The sequence below is a fragment of the Halococcus thailandensis JCM 13552 genome (assembly GCF_000336715.1).
In the GTDB taxonomy this organism is placed as follows: domain Archaea; phylum Halobacteriota; class Halobacteria; order Halobacteriales; family Halococcaceae; genus Halococcus; species Halococcus thailandensis.
In genome coordinates, this window is record NZ_AOMF01000099.1 from 1 (window position 1) to 14,437 (window position 14,437).

Sequence of the window (14,437 nt, forward strand, 5' to 3'; positions counted from 1 at the left end):
GGAAGGAAGACCTGAGCTGACTCCTCGTCCATCGTTGACCGCCATGTGATCGCCAGCAGAATTGATGTTACGGTCTACCGGGATGAGCGTATTACCCGATGGAAAGAAGGTGTTCAGCGAGTGTTCAGAGCTGAGGCCACATCAGCTGACGACCGGAACCGTTTTGCGAGAAAGTGTCCAAGCGAGACCGTGTCTTGGAGACAAACGTTGTTGATTGCCATTCTCGCTTGTATACTCGTCTCCAGCGGCTGTCTCTCGGTTGACCCGTCTGTGAATCCGACTGCGAGTGAATCGGCGGTTTTCGAGGAATTCAGCGTCGACGAGCCATGGGCTTCGAATCACGTATGGGCGAACACCACCCTCAAATCGACGCCGGCAGCGAGTAACGTCACCACGATCTCCGTCATCCGGGAGAACGGACAGGTGTTTTCAACACATCAGGTCACCTCGGGACAAACGAACGTGCTCCTCGCGCTCCCGACCAACCGGAACGCGACGCTCGTGGCGTCCAACTCGAAGAACTCGACAACCATTGAAAAAACCAACGTCAGCGTCATCGGTATCGACCCGCTTTCGCAGTGAGTTCGTCCGAAAGATGTCTGAGAAATCACATTGCAATTTGCCTCATTCTCGTAGCAACTGTCCGTAATATGTTTCATCGTTCCGTCATCCTTTGAGTTCGAGGTGGTTGCATTCGAGCTTCTCGAGTATGACCTGGAGTGCCCCCATTGGTCTCACATCTTTCACCGATCCCGGACGGTGCTCATCGTTGGCATCCGTTCGAGCCAGATCTGGCGCCGAACCAACGATTTACTGCTCTAATCCTTCTCGTGAGCATGAAAGCAGCCGTGAGTGTCTGGCGGCGAAGGAGTGGTTGGGATAAGGTAAGCGTAGAGCATGCAAGATACGCGCTGTGTATCTCGCACGCCGATTTCAACAGGTAACCATTCTGTGAGAGTCGAAAGTACGAAGATTTCAGCTAACCCCTATAGCGAACGGCAAAGAGATGGGACCTCCAGACGGGAACAACCACCACAAGAGCAGGCAGCGGCAACGCAGCCCGGCCAGCGTCTCGGATGATCCGTCGGGAGGATCGGAAGACCGCATACCGGGAGAGAATACGCAGCGATTACGAGCGATTACGGCGAGGAATCCGAACTCCGTGAGGACCACGAAAATGGCCGGGCTTGTTCTTCGAGGTCTTCCAATCGGTCATCGAGGTCGTCGAGTCGATCATCATAGGCCGACAACTGCTCGCCGTGCTCGGCTAGCTGCTCGGCCGGCTCGATCTCCGTGTCGTCCTGGTCTTGCTCACTCTCGAAAACCATGTCCCGCTTCTCGACAAGGTGGCGCAAGTAGAGCGTCCGGTTGCGAAACCCGCGTTCTTCGTACTCATCGTCCAATTCCTCGATAACCTTCGGTTCCAGCCGCAGCGTGATCGGATCCATATCTGGAAACAAACACGAGATAATACAAAAAGAATACGTACGTATTCTCTCACCGCTCTCACTACGATTTGTTCAGAGCGTGAGCGAAAAGGTACCAGTCAGGCAGCATCAGGAGCAGCTTCACGAACGCTGCAATCACGACGAACGCGACCGTCAAGCCCTCGATGAGCAACAGTCCGTCCGTCCATCCACCACCGGAGGAAGCCACCACAGCGACGACGCCGGCCATCAGTAGCCAGCCGGCGAAGACCGTTCCCGGTTTGGCGAGCATCGCGAAGATGATGATCGCGAGGAGAACAACCGCTATCCAGAACGTCGTCGACATCGAAAGGCCAGTCACCGACACCGCTTCCACGTCGGTCGGATAGCTCAGGACGGCCAACGCGGAGAACAGATACGCTCCCCAGCCTACGACGGTCCCCACGACGAACACGAGCGCCGGTTTCACCAGCCCGCCGTCGCTCTCGGTGTCGGAAGATTCGATGCTGTTCGTCTCACGGCGTGCATCTTGCTGTCTGTTCCTTCGCCGTGCCTTCCCACGTCGGGTTTGAGGATGGTCAGCGGGCATGTTCGTTATCGAGCTAGCAGCGCGCCCCCGCGCACCATCTTACAGCCCTCCTTTGAGTTCTTCAAGAGCTTCTTTCCGTCGCATCACCTCCTCCCCGTATTCTTGACGGAGTTCGTCAACGAACACCCGCAGAAATTCCCCAGTATGCTCGTACTCATCGGAGAATTCGACATACAGATCGATGAACTCCTTTTCCGGTGGAGTAAGCTTCGTACCGAGTGATTTCGTGAGCTGCATCTCCGGGTCGGGCGCAAAAGGACCATCATCCGCTTCCGTTGCTGTGTCATTAGAAGCACCGTCTGTGGGTGATTCGCTGTCAGATGGGTTTGACGGATCGGAGGTGTCGATTTCGTCCGTGCTGTCTATCTCGTTGTTCTCTGGATCATTATCGACTTGGTCGGCTTCGTCATCATCGGCGTAGTCGAGACCGACTTCACCGAGTACGCCGCCCAACTCATCATTGTCGCTGCCATCAGATTCTGTGTCGCCGGTTTCTGTCATGGGTGAGTGTCCTGTTGTAGAGTTCGGGGTGGTAAGCCGGTACTCTCAGTACCAAGCACCGAGCATCGAGCACTGAGTACCAAGTACTGAGTATGGAGTACTGAGCACGGAGTATTTAGTGTGCAGTGCATTTTGAACCTTAGGATGTGACGGTACTTGTCACAATCCGGCGGTCGATTTGGAAATCCTCAACATCACTATCGCTCTGGTGCCATGCAATAGCACCCTTCGCCAGCGTATCAGCACATTCGAGGCGCACGTCGCGCGGGTTGCCGTCAGTTTGCTCGTGAATCGCCTCGATTGCGTCCTCAGTGAACGGGGCCGGCCCCTGTCCGTTGAACGACTCATCGCGGAAGTACGCGAACGATCGAGCGGCGTATTCAGCGATATCTTCACGGTCGAACGGCTTGATACCCTCGTGATAGCGGATGCGCGAATCGAGCGTATCACGGGTTTCTTCGAGGCGGTCCTTTCCAGCAGGCGTGCCCATCAAGAACAGTCGGACACCACTGTCAGCGACTGTCTGGAGAACGGGCAGCAACTCGGCAGGGAAATCCTCGATCTCGTCCACAACGAGCGTGAGCGTTCGGTCGGCGGCTTCGACCTGTTCTGCAAGGTCACGGACAGCCTGCTTCGCTTCATCAGTCACCCACGGGACGCCCTCGCGGAGTTGTCGGTATTCATCCGAGTCGAGATCGTAGCCCGCGTCAAGTGCCGCCCGGATGACCGTAGCGTAGAGCCCGCGCGGTGTGGTTTCATAAGCATTGTCGAGATATCCGATAACGAACTCTGGATGTTCGCCAAGGTCGCGGCGGACGATTTCCCGCAATGCGGTCTTCCCCGTTCCGTAGGGACTGATCAGCCCGACATGGTGGCCGTTGAGCAACGCAACAGTCAGGTTGTGAATCATTGCTTGATCATGCCGGACGTACAATTCCTCCGGCATTCCGTCCTTATCGGCCTCTTCGGAGAACGGGAGGTCCTTTACTGAATCGGGCGATCCACCGAGAGCTTCACCAAACTGAAGCATCGCCGGTTCGAGGCGGTCCATTTGATCTGAGATTATGCCCATGAAAGTGGATGTATGCGCCAGCACCATAATAGTACGCCATACTCAGCACCGAGTATCTGTTCCTCAGACCTGAGAACTCAGTACGGAGTACTCAGAACTGAGTATAGAGTACGAAGTAACTCATAGTAGAAGTTGTTACGGCTCGACTTTCCGGTGCTACCAAATCATCCATATCTTTCCGAGAGCCGCTGAGAGCGGCGATAATCAACACTTTCAAGAGACCGGCGGCGAGAGCGTGTCTATGACGGATCTAATCGTCAAAGCAGCTGTAAAAGACGAATTGAGCGATATGAACGTATCCAGCGATTTCTACGATGCCCTCGACGAGGAAGTGAGCGAGCTGCTTGAAGACGCTGCACAGCGAGCGAGTGACAACGACCGCAAGACCGTCCAGCCACGCGACCTGTAAGGCATAACAATCCAGTAGCATCCAGGGCCGCTAACACGGTCAATTTCAGACGTTTCACCGTGTTCGGTCGATTTTCATGAAGAGAGATTGGATGGCGTGCTTTGAGCACAGAGGACCAAGGAAGTCAGCAGGCGTGTCATACGGCCAAGGGTTATGAGCCTGCCGAGCAAACAACCACACGCCGAGGACGACATAGCGTTAGCATGCCTAGCCAATGTCTCAGCGCAGTCGTACCCCGTCCTCGGCCTTCTTCCGTCAGTACCTACACGCTGAGCCCAGCGAGTGCCCTACGCAGGCCAAATGGTCACCAGAAAAATCACCACAAGCGCAGGGATCATCAGAGCGTACAAACTCACAAAGCGTCAGTCCGTCTCGAGATACTGCCACCGGCTCGCAGGGATTTGGCCATGCTCATCGTCACCGAGTAAGCGTGTTTGTTCGTAAAGCCGATTCTGAATGGTCACAACGGAGACGTCAGCAATCGCCGCTATCTCGGGTTGTGTGAGGTGATCATGCCGATCGTTATCGGCGAGATACACCGCAGCGGCGGCTGCTCCGGCGGGCTTTATCCCCGTGTGCAGCCCTGCCTCAACACTCATCGTGACGATTTCATGTGCATACGCTTCCGTCCGATCCTCAATGTTGAGCGAATCTGCGAACCGCCCGACAAACTCGTGAGGATCCGCAGGTTCGAGCTTGATGTTGAGTCTGTTCGCGAGGCATCTGTACGTCCGGCCGAGTTTCGTTCGATCTACGTCGGCTTCAGCGCTCACTTCATCAAGCGTGTGGCTTTCGCCATCACGGCGGAACGCGGCGTACACGGCGCTTGCGGCGATCATTTCGATTGATCGGCCCATCTGCATCTCCGCGGCGAACGCGCGATGCGCGAGTGCGTGAGCTATCTCGCGGACGCTCTCGGGTGCATCAAGGCCATCAACTAACTCCGCGACCGCAGCCTGCTGGCGCTCGTTCATGGATGGAAATATAGTGAGAAATTGCTAGCTGTCCGTGGACTGTTCGAGCTGGTGTTTGTTCCCGCTCTCGTACACAGTCTCACCCACAGTAATCGACTCGCCGAGATTGAGGCTCAAAAGCTTAAATAGCGTCTCAGGGTCGTTGTTCGCGAGCACATCAGCCACATCCGGTGAATCCCCGTCCTCGTCCGCACGCCACCATAGAACCCGCTTGCGCGCCTTGCGCTTGTTCACACGCCCGTCGGCGTACAACTCACGGAGCCGCCGCCGCGCAGTCTCAGCTCCCGAATCGTATGCCTCAGCCACGTCGCCCGCCGTGATGACCGGTCCTTCGACCATATCGAACACATCCATCACGTCTTCTTTATCGAATTTCTTGACGAAGCGACCTTCACTATCCATCTCTCGCCCCGCTTTGTTGGTGCGGCGTTCTTCCTCGTCTGCCATAACACTCCTACGCCAACCATGAATGTAAGCCCTTCGGCAGAAACCTACAGTACTGACTTACAGTATATGGACCACGCTAAAATCAGTGTAAGACGCCCACCAGCCGCGTTCCTATGAAAACGTCCGATCAAGACATGATAGACTCACACCCAGCAGCCGATAACCAGCCGATAGCAGTAGCGAAACCGCACTTTGCTTCACCTATTAGCGGGCACAGTTTGCTGTCTCAGCGGCTTCGGGAACGGACTATTATGACAAGTCAAACCGATACATAGACCTCTCTGCCTCTCTCAGCGCTCTCACCGAACCATGAGCACCGAAATCGCAAGACTGCGAACTTGGAGGACAAACATGAGGTAAAAGGTTTATGTCGGTGTGGCTATTACGATGAAGTAGAGACAGACCGGTCCCTTCGGGGNTTGGAGGACAAACATGAGGTAAAAGGTTTATGTCGGTGTGGCTATTACGATGAAGTAGAGACAGACCGGTCCCTTCGGGGCAAATTCCAACGAGGAAAGCGCCCGCGCGCCTTGAACGCGCGGGCCGGTGGTCTCGGGTTACGAAACCATGAGCACGAACGAATCCATCGGTCAAGAACGTACCGACGACGAACGACGCAGTATTGAAGCGGTCGCAAAGCGCGTCAGCCGGGCGCTCGACGGATTTTTCCACGTCGAAGCGGCCGGCGACGACGGCAAATATACCGTCTTCAGCGGCTCGGGCAGCAGCTACACGGTAGATCTGTCGGACGGGACCTGTACGTGCCCGGATGGCCAGCGGGGGTCATGGTGTAAACACGCCCATCGCGCCGCGTTCGTGACCGGTGAAATCCCTGACATCGACGGCGTTCGCGTCGAAGCCGACAGCGCGGACGACGAAACCACCGAGGGCGACAACACCGAGCAGACCAACGACGACGGTGAATCGCTCGCCGAACGTGTCGAACGCTTCGAGGCGAACAACCCCGGTGCGTCGGCCATCGAAGTCATTAGCCAGCTCGGGATCAACCCCGATCAGAAAGAGGACGTCGAGGAGGTGCTAGCCTAATGTCCGACAATCCGACCGTCAGCCAACAGTACGCCTTCTCAGTCGGCGAGGACGGCGACACCGACGGAATTGAGCCATCTGAGGAAAGCGTCGAGACAGATCTGGAAGCCTTCGGCGCGAACGTCGATCACCGCGAGCGCGACACCCGAATTGACCAGCCCGAAGCCAGCAGTTTCGGAGTCGACGACCGCAAGAGTGTGCAGCGGCGCGACAGCGGTGAGCAGCGCGCGCTCTTTGCCGACACCGAGGACGACCAGCGCACCCTTACCGGCGAGCACGCCGCCAGCCAATGTCTGTTTGAGAACGAGAACAACACCAGCAACAACGATCATATTAGCGAACCCACCGCAAACATGGACGAAACTCCCCAGATGCTCGCCGACGGCGGCCATGTCGAGGACAGCGAGAGTGCCACACAAGACGACGACAGCGATACGTTCGACCCCCACCAACACGTTCCAGACGAAATCGACTATATCACCGCTGACGGCATTGAACAAGTCCACGAGCACCTTAATGACGAAAACGCCGCGATATACGCGGCTAGCTCGGTCGAAGAACAAGCCGCGTTCCTCTGGAAAATGGTCGATCAAGACGTGATAGACCTCAGCCTCAGCAGCCGATAATCAGCCGACAACGGCAGCGAAGCTCCATTTTCTTTGTCCGTTAACAGTCGCAGTTTGCTGTCTCAGCGGCTTCGGGAACGGACTATTATGACAAGCCAAACCATTTCACACCGAACAGCGCCGCAGCTAACGCCACACATCGCTTATGAGCATCGAAACCGCAAGACTGCGGACTTGGAGGACAAACATGAGGTAAAAGGTTTATGTCGGTGTGGCTATTACGATGAAGTAGAGACAGACCGGTCCCTTCGGGGCATTTTCCAACGAGGAAAGTGCCCGCGCGCCTTGAACGCGCGGGCCGGTGGTCTCGGGTTACGAAACCATGAGCACGAACGAATCTATCGGTCAAGTATCCGGCGATTCGCCCAATGAACGACGCGCGGAATGGGAGCGGTTCAGTATGACTGTCGTTGGCGGCGACGGTGCTGGCTACGTCAACGTACAGAACGATTCACACGCGGACCCCGGCGAGCACATTTACAGCGTTCACGTCGCCAACGGGCGAGCGGACGGTTGCTCGTGCCCCCACGCCGTTCATCGCGGAGCACACTGCAAACACCAGCGCGCTGTCGAGCAACGCCCGCTCATCCTGTCGAGTGCCGATGCTGCGGGCGCACAGACGCGCCGCATGGCGGCTGACGGCAGTAAGGTGATCGGCGAATGACGCTCATCTGCGATCGGTGTGGCTCCCATGACCTCCGCATTACAGCCCAATCCTACAATGGCGACGACGCCTTCGAGGGCTACGAGTGCGGGAACTGTGGTGCGACCGGCAGCCTCACCCACAACAGCGTAACCGGTACGACGCTTTCGGGCTGTCTCGGCAGCGACGGCCTATGAACTGCGCCATTTGCGGCGGCTCAAACGCTGACATCCCCGATCCAGCTGCACCCCGGACGGCTACGCGCCGGCTTTGCGCGGTGTGTGCCCGCCGAGAAGGGAGCCGGTAGCGGTCGCACATCTCACACTTCTATCGGTTCGGCAGATCTCGTCTCACGATCGGCGATGAACGGATGCAATTGCCGATCTCAGCGGCTTCGGGAACGGACTATTATGACAAGTCAAACCATTTCACATCGAACAGCACCGCAGCTAACGCCACACATCGCTCATGAACACAAAAACCGAAAGACGGCGAACTTGGAGTACAAACACGAGGTAAAAGGTTTATGTTAGTGTGGCCATTACGGTGAAGTAGAGACAGACCAGCCCCTTCGGGGCATTTTCCAACGAGGAAAGTGCCCGCGTGTTGTCGCACGCGGGCTGGTTGTCTCGCAGACCAGACAACCATGACGGCGAACGCCATCAGCGGACAAGAACCCGACGAATCGCCCGCCGATCAGCAACCGACCAGCGAAGCCGACAACACGAGCCACGAGATCGTCCACTCAGCCGGAGACTGGATGCTGCTCGTCACCGCAGAGGGCTACGTCGAAGCCCGTGAGGACGGAGGACCGTACGAAGGAGCGCGGTATTTCACCACTCGCAGCGAGGTGTGGGCACCGCGAGGTGCGGACTATCGTTACGGCAAATCCATCGAAGACGTGTTGGCCCGCTACACCCACGAAACGCGCTTCGAGCGCGATGCCGACGAACACGGCGCGGCGCTCCGACGCGGGATCATCTCGACGCTGCAATCGTTCGCTACGGACGTGGTGTGCGATCAGCGTGAATGCGACGGCTGTGTGCCCCACGTCCGCCACGTCAACGCCCCGACCGGCCCGGAGACCGCTATCGTGTGCGGCGAGAGCGCTACCGACGGGCGATATGTCACGAACCACCCGCTCACCGTCGGCGAGCAGGAGGAGAGCCGATGAGCGAGCGCGACGAGTGCCGAAATCCCTCATGCAGCAACGAGGCGCGCGGCACCAGCGGTAGCCGCCGGTTCTGTTCGACTCCCTGCAAAGTCAAATTCGGCCACATCCGCGCCGACGCTCGGGAAGCAGAGCGTGACGCCCAACAAGAGGCCCGTAGGGAGGACGGACTATGACCAACAACTGGCAAGAGCCGGAGATGCTGGTCGAACTGGCTCACGGCCAACTCGTGTGCGATCGCGAAAGTGACGACGACAGCCGAATGGTCATACTCAGGCTTCGGGACACCCCGGCCCGTGCATACCACATCGGCGCTATCGACCAGACCGTCGCCGAAGCAAATCCCGACTATGAACCTCACGAACCAGTTGTTGATGTTGCGTTCGTCGCGGATATCGAGGATGCAGTCGGGAGCAATTGGGAAGCTGACGATATCGTTCGCATGGCCGCCGACGACCAGCTCGAACGAGCAGATATCCAACGCTACGCCTATCCAATCACCCGCCTCGCAGAAATCACGAACGAAGACATGAACGCCGCGAGCAGCCGACAGTAGCGATGAACGAGTGTGTCTGTGGCTCCGATCGACCGCCGCGAATGGTCAAGCGTACCCGAGAGAGCGCCGGCTGGCCCGACGGTTGGGACAGCGCTCAAATCCTCGAATGCCGGAAGTGTGGCCGGCGACACGAAACATAATCCGCCGATGCAGCGGAGACAGCCAGAGTACTCCACTACTATCGGACGAAGGCGGCCAATAGTCGAGAAAGCAGTGGCGCTACTGCTATCCCGAGTATAGGGCGCACAGCCTCGTTTCGCAAACAAATCTCAGCGGCTATCGCTGTGAGACGTATGGCGCGGTGATTGAGCGGCGCTACGATAAGAAACATGGGAGACACTAACAGCATGATCGTGGACTGCGAAAACAAAACGATAGAAGCCTTGCTGTACGAAGACATTGATATCATGACTCACCGAATGAACGAGCGAGGTAACGATCGATGAACGATATCAACGAGGAAATGCCGTGGCTCCCCGCTGATATCGACGAGACATTCGATCCCCTCGCACACGCCGACGTGGAAATCGACGCTGAAACACCGATCGCCGTCACCCCGCGTGGCGGCGCACGCGAAGTCGGTCGCAGCTGCTATCAGGTCGATACCGAGTTCAGTACTGTTCTCGTCGATTGCGGACTCAATCAAGGAACCGGCGACTCATTCCCTGACTTTCGCGGACTCGAACCCGGTAGTGTCGGCGCGGTGTTCCTCACACACGCTCATATCGATCACTCCGGCGGGCTGCCAATCCTGGAAGCACGCGGGCTGCTCGCCGATGACGCACCGATCATCGCCACCCCACCAACCATCGAGATCGCCAAAACCCTGCTCGAAGACTCGCTGAAAATCCATCGCCGCGAGAGCCGCCACGCGGGCGAAGAACAGCAGTACGTCGAGGCTCACGTCGAAGCCATCTTCGAGCGGTTCGAACCAGTCGATTACGGTGGGGGCCGCGCCGAAGCCCTCGCCGATATTCCCGACGAAGACCCGCTGGTGTTCCAGATGGGTAACGCCGGCCACCTGCTCGGATCGGCGTGGCTTATGCTCCAGACCAATGGTTATCGCACGGTGTTCTCCGGTGACCTCGGCGGACGTGCGCCCCACCTTCCGGATATCACCGCGCCGCCGCAGGCCGATCTGCTTGTGCTCGAATCCACCTACGGGTCGCTCCATAGCCACACCTCAATGAGCGACGCCCAAACGGACCTCTACAATGCCGTCAAGCGCGCTGTCCAGTCCGGTGAGCCTGTACTGATACCCACCTTCGCCGTCGGCCGGGCACAGGTGCTCATGCTGATGTTCGCCAATCGGCTGCATACGCTCTCGGACGACATTCAAGATCGGGTGCAGCTCGTCGTCGATGGGATGGCAGAGGAAGCCACCGACATCTACCACCAGTTCGTGACCAACGCGAGCTTCATGGACGAATCTATCGTCAATCGTGTCGAAAACGGCACGACGAAGCCATTCCTGCCCGATGATACTGCCTTCCCCGACACCGACAGTCACCGACGAGCAATCCTCAACGATGCAACCCAGTCAGGAGGCAGCGTCCCGATCATCATTGCGCCGTCGGGGATGCTCACTGGTGGCAACTCTCCGCGTTATCTCACCGAGTTCGCCGCTCGCTTCGGCTCCGCGAACATCTTCCTCACCGGCTATCAGGCCCAGAACACCACCGGGCGCGTGCTACAAGACCAGATCAAAGCCGACAAGGACGAACTCACCTACACGGTCACCAGCGAACCACTCGGCACCGACTGGCCCTCCACGTCGAACATCGTGCGGACCACCATCGAGGAGGACGGTGCCGCCAAGCACGTCACCCGAGCGACGATCCCCGCCGACTGGGTGCATACAGTCGAGGGCTTGAGCGGCCACGCCGCCCAGTCCGGCCTGCTGGAGTTCGCCCGAACGGTGAGTCCCGAGACGGTTGCGTTGATCCACGGCCCGGAGTATTCCCAAGCCGATCTCGCCACCCATCTCGCCAAAAACGTTGAGAGTCTCTCGGAGGCAACGCGCAGTCGGATGCTCACCCCGATCGTCGTCTCACGGGACATTGACGTTGACACGCCAGCACTCACACCCGAGCACTTCGACGGTGACGATCTCTCTATGCCCGAGAAAATCGAGGTCATGCAAGAACAGCTCTCCTCAATGAGCGAAGACCTCGCCGCTGCTCGAAACGACACCAGCCCCTCCGAAGCCGAGATACGCCGTATCGTTCGGGACGAATACGAGAGCATCGAAGAAATGAATTGAGAACGAGGACGGCGACAACGAATATCGCCGAAGCGTCGGGCAAGAATCATACTGGAAATGGACATTAGTCAACGAGAAGGAGAATGGATAGTCACGATGAGTTATTCTGAGAGGCGTGACATTGACCAGTCGCCAGGAGATCATGCGGTCGCCACCGTCGCACAAGAGTACACCGTCAATCTCGCGGAGATTAGATCTCGAGTCGTGCGCTACCACGATGACGGTGTGACAGTGGTGGTCAGCCAGGGAACCGACGGACAGCCTTAGCTCGGATGGCCACTATCGCTCACGAACCGCCATCGGCAATCCGTTCTGTGTTTTCGTCGTCATCTCCGGTTCGATAGCGATGTCTGTCTCATCACCAGTCCATTCGAGATCGAACCGTTGACCGATCGTCGCAAGCGCGAGTGTTGCTTCAAGCCGAGCGAATTCTCGTCCGATGCATGTCCGTCGTCCACCTCCGAACGGAATGAAGGCATGATCATCTAACTCTTCCTGGAATCCATCAGTCCAGCGATCAGGGCGGAATTCCAGCGGAGCATCATAGTATTGCTCGTCACGATGGACCGAGATCACCGAGAGATGCACCTGCTCATCGGGCGGAAGGTGATAGCGACCGACGTCTACCTCTCTCGTCGTCTGGCGGGGGATCGTATGGATCGGGGGATAGAGTCGAAGCGTCTCGGTGACGATCCGGTTAGTGAGGTCAAGACGACTCACATCGTCCCGTGTCGGTGGCCTTCCATCGAGCACCGTGTCGAGTTCCTCGTGGAACGCGGCACGGACATCAGGTTCGGTCGCCAACGAATACAAAGCAAACGCGATAGCAGATGCAGTTGTCTCATATCCAGCGAATATCATCGTCAGCATCTGATCCTCGATTTCTTCAGGATTTAGATGCTCATCGCCTGTCGCCTCGGCTGCTTCAGATAGTTTCGAGAGCAGTGTTTCACTCTCCGAACCACCTGATTGGCCGTCGGAAGCGGATTGTCCTACTTGATCGGCTAGCGTTACTGTCCCTGATTTGTCGGCATATTCGTATTCTGCAAGCAATCGGCGAATTTCGACTCGCAACCGCGATTCTGAGTTGCTGAATTTGTGACGAGATGGCGTTGGTATCCAGTGAGGGAGCAGCCAGGAAGTTGGAACGAACCATTTGTTGAGGCCATCTGACGCATCGCGTAGATCGTCACCTTCGCCGGGAGCCAAATCGCGACCGAATAGCGTTGCGAATAGAATCTCAATCGTGAGATCCTGCATTTCAGATTCGATATCTAATCTCTCACCGTCTTCCCACGTTGCGAGTCGGCGCTGAGTTGCGGCAACCATATCATCCGCATAGCCGCTCACTCGCTCGGGGTGAAAGAGTGGTTGGAGAATACCACGCTGCCGACTCCACTGCTCACCTTCGGTAGACAACACTCCGTTTCCGAACACCCGATTGAAATCATCCGTCTTGCCGAACGCATCGACATCCGTAACGAGCGCCTGCTCTAGATATTCCGCACCCGCGAGAACATACACATCTGTGCCCGGCAATTCCATGCAGTAGACATCACCACATTCAGTCGTAGCGCGATCAACAAACCCGAAAGGATCATCACCAAAATCAATCGTGTGACCGATGACAGGATAACCTTCGGGAGAAGGCGGTAGCTGTGTATTACTCATCAGTTAAACTCGCCGATGGGACCCTAAAAGACACTTCAAATAGGCTCAGACGAAACCAACAGATAGACCCATAGATCGCGGGTTTAACTACATAGGATATGTCCATACAGACACATCCTCTATCTGGCCGACAGCTCAACATTCGAGAAGTGATAAGCGGTATAATTGATACAAAACGGCTGGATGTTTTGCGGGCAGTGAATGATTGTTCGCTACCTGCAAAGCAAGATGACATCGCCGCCCGTGCAGAGACATCAGACAAGACAGCTGGAAAACACCTCTCAGAGTTCCAAAACCACGGAATCATCAAAACCTATCGAGAGAATATCGAACCAACTGCTGGCGGCAAGGTACTCTTAGAAGCTCTCCAAGAGTGTTTTGCAGAAATCCCAATCAGCAGAAACAAATTCGCGGAATTGACTCGAACCGAAACCTCGCTCACAATCTTGTCAAATCTGTATGATGATTACCAGAGCGTAGATGAGATTCAGCAGAAAGCATCTGTATCAGCCACTAAGCAAACCGTCAAGAGCCAGCTCAAATGGTTTGAGACGCCAGCCCATGATCTAGTGGATGAAGAAAATCACAATTACCGGATAACCAATGCTGGTGAAAATGTGTTACTCGCCTACAGCGATTTATCAACTGCTATTGAACAAATCATCGAGAAGGCAGAATGGTTCCAACGTCTCCCATTGGAAAATGCGACTGTTCCGGTCAAGGAACTCGCCGATGCAACCGTTATCGCATCGGATACAGCCAGTCCCTCGAACGTGCTCGGGGCCGCTCTCAGACTCTGTGACCTTCGGGTGAGCCAGTTCCGGTGTATCTGCTCGATCTATAATCCCGTGTTGTTCTTAGCGTACCAAACGATGCTCGATTTCGGTGTCGAGGCCGAAGCCATCCTTGATTGGGGAAGCTTTGTCAAGGCAGACCAATATACAATCAACATTCGCTAGTTGTCCACTCTGGCTCAACAGCCCAGTAGCTGATACGTTGTAGGAACGAAGCGGATGAATCAGTGACCTGATTCACCCGCTA

18 protein-coding genes are annotated in these 14,437 nt (G+C 56.5%); 11 read left to right on the top strand and 7 right to left on the bottom strand.

Annotated features, from left to right (window positions below):
• Window positions 1–45: 45 nt before the first annotated feature.
• Window positions 46–582: a hypothetical protein gene (locus tag C451_RS23620; RefSeq protein ID WP_241431180.1), complete on the top strand. Its 537-nt coding sequence runs from the start codon at window positions 46–48 to the stop codon at window positions 580–582.
• A 557-nt stretch (window positions 583–1,139) separates the two neighbouring features.
• On the opposite strand, the gene C451_RS04275 is transcribed toward C451_RS23620, so the two are convergent.
• The 4 genes from C451_RS04275 to C451_RS04290 all read right to left on the bottom strand — a co-directional run bounded on the left by C451_RS04275 (window position 1,140) and on the right by C451_RS04290 (window position 3,568).
• Window positions 1,140–1,448 carry a hypothetical protein gene (locus C451_RS04275; RefSeq protein WP_007738082.1) on the bottom strand — a complete coding sequence of 103 codons (309 nt, stop codon included), beginning with the start codon at window positions 1,446–1,448 and terminating at the stop codon, window positions 1,140–1,142.
• A 61-nt stretch (window positions 1,449–1,509) separates the two neighbouring features.
• Complete coding sequence (locus C451_RS04280; protein ID WP_049912890.1) at window positions 1,510–1,896, bottom strand: hypothetical protein; 387 nt, start codon at window positions 1,894–1,896, stop codon at window positions 1,510–1,512.
• 159 nt (window positions 1,897–2,055) lie between these two features.
• Window positions 2,056–2,517, bottom strand: a complete 462-nt coding sequence (locus C451_RS04285) for a hypothetical protein (protein WP_007738084.1) — start codon at window positions 2,515–2,517, stop codon at window positions 2,056–2,058.
• Between the two features lie 139 nt (window positions 2,518–2,656).
• Entirely contained in the window at window positions 2,657–3,568 is a 912-nt protein-coding gene (locus tag C451_RS04290) for an ATP-binding protein (protein WP_007738085.1), read from the bottom strand.
• Window positions 3,569–3,830: 262 nt separating this feature from the next.
• On the opposite strand from C451_RS04290, the gene C451_RS04295 reads away from it, so the two are divergent.
• Window positions 3,831–3,998 (top strand): hypothetical protein, encoded by a 168-nt coding sequence (locus tag C451_RS04295; protein ID WP_007738087.1) that lies wholly within the window; start codon window positions 3,831–3,833, stop codon window positions 3,996–3,998.
• Between the two features lie 362 nt (window positions 3,999–4,360).
• Here the strand turns inward: C451_RS04295 and C451_RS04300 are convergent, their stop codons facing one another.
• Both C451_RS04300 and C451_RS04305 read right to left on the bottom strand, forming a co-directional pair.
• Window positions 4,361–4,972 (bottom strand): transcription initiation factor IIB family protein, encoded by a 612-nt coding sequence (locus C451_RS04300; RefSeq protein ID WP_007738089.1) that lies wholly within the window; start codon window positions 4,970–4,972, stop codon window positions 4,361–4,363.
• A gap of 24 nt (window positions 4,973–4,996) precedes the next feature.
• Window positions 4,997–5,419: a hypothetical protein gene (locus C451_RS04305; RefSeq protein WP_007738090.1), complete on the bottom strand. Its 423-nt coding sequence runs from the start codon at window positions 5,417–5,419 to the stop codon at window positions 4,997–4,999.
• A 567-nt stretch (window positions 5,420–5,986) separates the two neighbouring features.
• Here C451_RS04305 and C451_RS04310 point away from each other — a divergent pair.
• The 8 genes from C451_RS04310 (at window position 5,987) to C451_RS04340 (ending at window position 11,725) form a co-directional block, all read left to right on the top strand.
• Window positions 5,987–6,466 carry an SWIM zinc finger family protein gene (locus C451_RS04310; RefSeq protein WP_007738092.1) on the top strand — a complete coding sequence of 160 codons (480 nt, stop codon included), beginning with the start codon at window positions 5,987–5,989 and terminating at the stop codon, window positions 6,464–6,466.
• Window positions 6,466–7,092 (top strand): hypothetical protein, encoded by a 627-nt coding sequence (locus tag C451_RS23625; protein ID WP_241431181.1) that lies wholly within the window; start codon window positions 6,466–6,468, stop codon window positions 7,090–7,092. The genes C451_RS04310 and C451_RS23625 overlap by 1 nt, the downstream gene beginning before the upstream one ends.
• A gap of 400 nt (window positions 7,093–7,492) precedes the next feature.
• Entirely contained in the window at window positions 7,493–7,756 is a 264-nt protein-coding gene (locus C451_RS04320) for a metal-binding protein (RefSeq protein WP_241431182.1), read from the top strand.
• Complete coding sequence (locus tag C451_RS04325; RefSeq protein WP_049912896.1) at window positions 7,753–7,932, top strand: hypothetical protein; 180 nt, start codon at window positions 7,753–7,755, stop codon at window positions 7,930–7,932. The genes C451_RS04320 and C451_RS04325 overlap by 4 nt, the downstream gene beginning before the upstream one ends.
• Window positions 7,933–8,381: 449 nt before the next feature.
• Complete coding sequence (locus tag C451_RS04330; protein WP_007738097.1) at window positions 8,382–8,909, top strand: hypothetical protein; 528 nt, start codon at window positions 8,382–8,384, stop codon at window positions 8,907–8,909.
• Complete coding sequence (locus C451_RS22865) at window positions 8,906–9,082, top strand: hypothetical protein (RefSeq protein WP_162832746.1); 177 nt, start codon at window positions 8,906–8,908, stop codon at window positions 9,080–9,082. Before C451_RS04330 ends, C451_RS22865 begins: the two co-directional genes overlap by 4 nt.
• On the top strand, window positions 9,079–9,462 hold the full coding sequence (locus C451_RS04335) for a hypothetical protein (protein WP_007738099.1): 384 nt from the start codon (window positions 9,079–9,081) through the stop codon (window positions 9,460–9,462). The genes C451_RS22865 and C451_RS04335 overlap by 4 nt, the downstream gene beginning before the upstream one ends.
• Before the next feature lie 442 nt (window positions 9,463–9,904).
• The gene (locus C451_RS04340; RefSeq protein ID WP_007738108.1) at window positions 9,905–11,725 is read left to right on the top strand and encodes an MBL fold metallo-hydrolase; all 1,821 of its coding nucleotides are present in this window, start codon (window positions 9,905–9,907) and stop codon (window positions 11,723–11,725) included.
• Between the two features lie 279 nt (window positions 11,726–12,004).
• Here the strand turns inward: C451_RS04340 and C451_RS04350 are convergent, their stop codons facing one another.
• Window positions 12,005–13,396 (bottom strand): cytochrome P450, encoded by a 1,392-nt coding sequence (locus C451_RS04350; RefSeq protein ID WP_193788301.1) that lies wholly within the window; start codon window positions 13,394–13,396, stop codon window positions 12,005–12,007.
• A 98-nt stretch (window positions 13,397–13,494) separates the two neighbouring features.
• Between C451_RS04350 and C451_RS04355 the strand changes: the two genes are divergently transcribed.
• Window positions 13,495–14,355 carry a hypothetical protein gene (locus tag C451_RS04355; protein ID WP_152420405.1) on the top strand — a complete coding sequence of 287 codons (861 nt, stop codon included), beginning with the start codon at window positions 13,495–13,497 and terminating at the stop codon, window positions 14,353–14,355.
• Window positions 14,356–14,437 lie beyond the last annotated feature (82 nt).

Coding starts and splice junctions, on each gene's coding strand:
- C451_RS04290 (WP_007738085.1), bottom strand. CDS start 3,568: ATGGACCGCCTCGAACCGGCGATGCTTCAGTTTGGTGAAGCTCTCGGT.
- C451_RS04320 (WP_241431182.1), top strand. CDS start 7,493: ATGACTGTCGTTGGCGGCGACGGTGCTGGCTACGTCAACGTACAGAAC.
- C451_RS04325 (WP_049912896.1), top strand. CDS start 7,753: ATGACGCTCATCTGCGATCGGTGTGGCTCCCATGACCTCCGCATTACA.
- C451_RS04355 (WP_152420405.1), top strand. CDS start 13,495: ATGTCCATACAGACACATCCTCTATCTGGCCGACAGCTCAACATTCGA.
- C451_RS04335 (WP_007738099.1), top strand. CDS start 9,079: ATGACCAACAACTGGCAAGAGCCGGAGATGCTGGTCGAACTGGCTCAC.
- C451_RS04285 (WP_007738084.1), bottom strand. CDS start 2,517: ATGACAGAAACCGGCGACACAGAATCTGATGGCAGCGACAATGATGAG.
- C451_RS22865 (WP_162832746.1), top strand. CDS start 8,906: ATGAGCGAGCGCGACGAGTGCCGAAATCCCTCATGCAGCAACGAGGCG.
- C451_RS04330 (WP_007738097.1), top strand. CDS start 8,382: ATGACGGCGAACGCCATCAGCGGACAAGAACCCGACGAATCGCCCGCC.
- C451_RS04300 (WP_007738089.1), bottom strand. CDS start 4,972: ATGAACGAGCGCCAGCAGGCTGCGGTCGCGGAGTTAGTTGATGGCCTT.
- C451_RS04350 (WP_193788301.1), bottom strand. CDS start 13,396: ATGAGTAATACACAGCTACCGCCTTCTCCCGAAGGTTATCCTGTCATC.
- C451_RS04340 (WP_007738108.1), top strand. CDS start 9,905: ATGAACGATATCAACGAGGAAATGCCGTGGCTCCCCGCTGATATCGAC.
- C451_RS23625 (WP_241431181.1), top strand. CDS start 6,466: ATGTCCGACAATCCGACCGTCAGCCAACAGTACGCCTTCTCAGTCGGC.
- C451_RS04295 (WP_007738087.1), top strand. CDS start 3,831: ATGACGGATCTAATCGTCAAAGCAGCTGTAAAAGACGAATTGAGCGAT.
- C451_RS04310 (WP_007738092.1), top strand. CDS start 5,987: ATGAGCACGAACGAATCCATCGGTCAAGAACGTACCGACGACGAACGA.
- C451_RS04275 (WP_007738082.1), bottom strand. CDS start 1,448: ATGGATCCGATCACGCTGCGGCTGGAACCGAAGGTTATCGAGGAATTG.
- C451_RS04305 (WP_007738090.1), bottom strand. CDS start 5,419: ATGGCAGACGAGGAAGAACGCCGCACCAACAAAGCGGGGCGAGAGATG.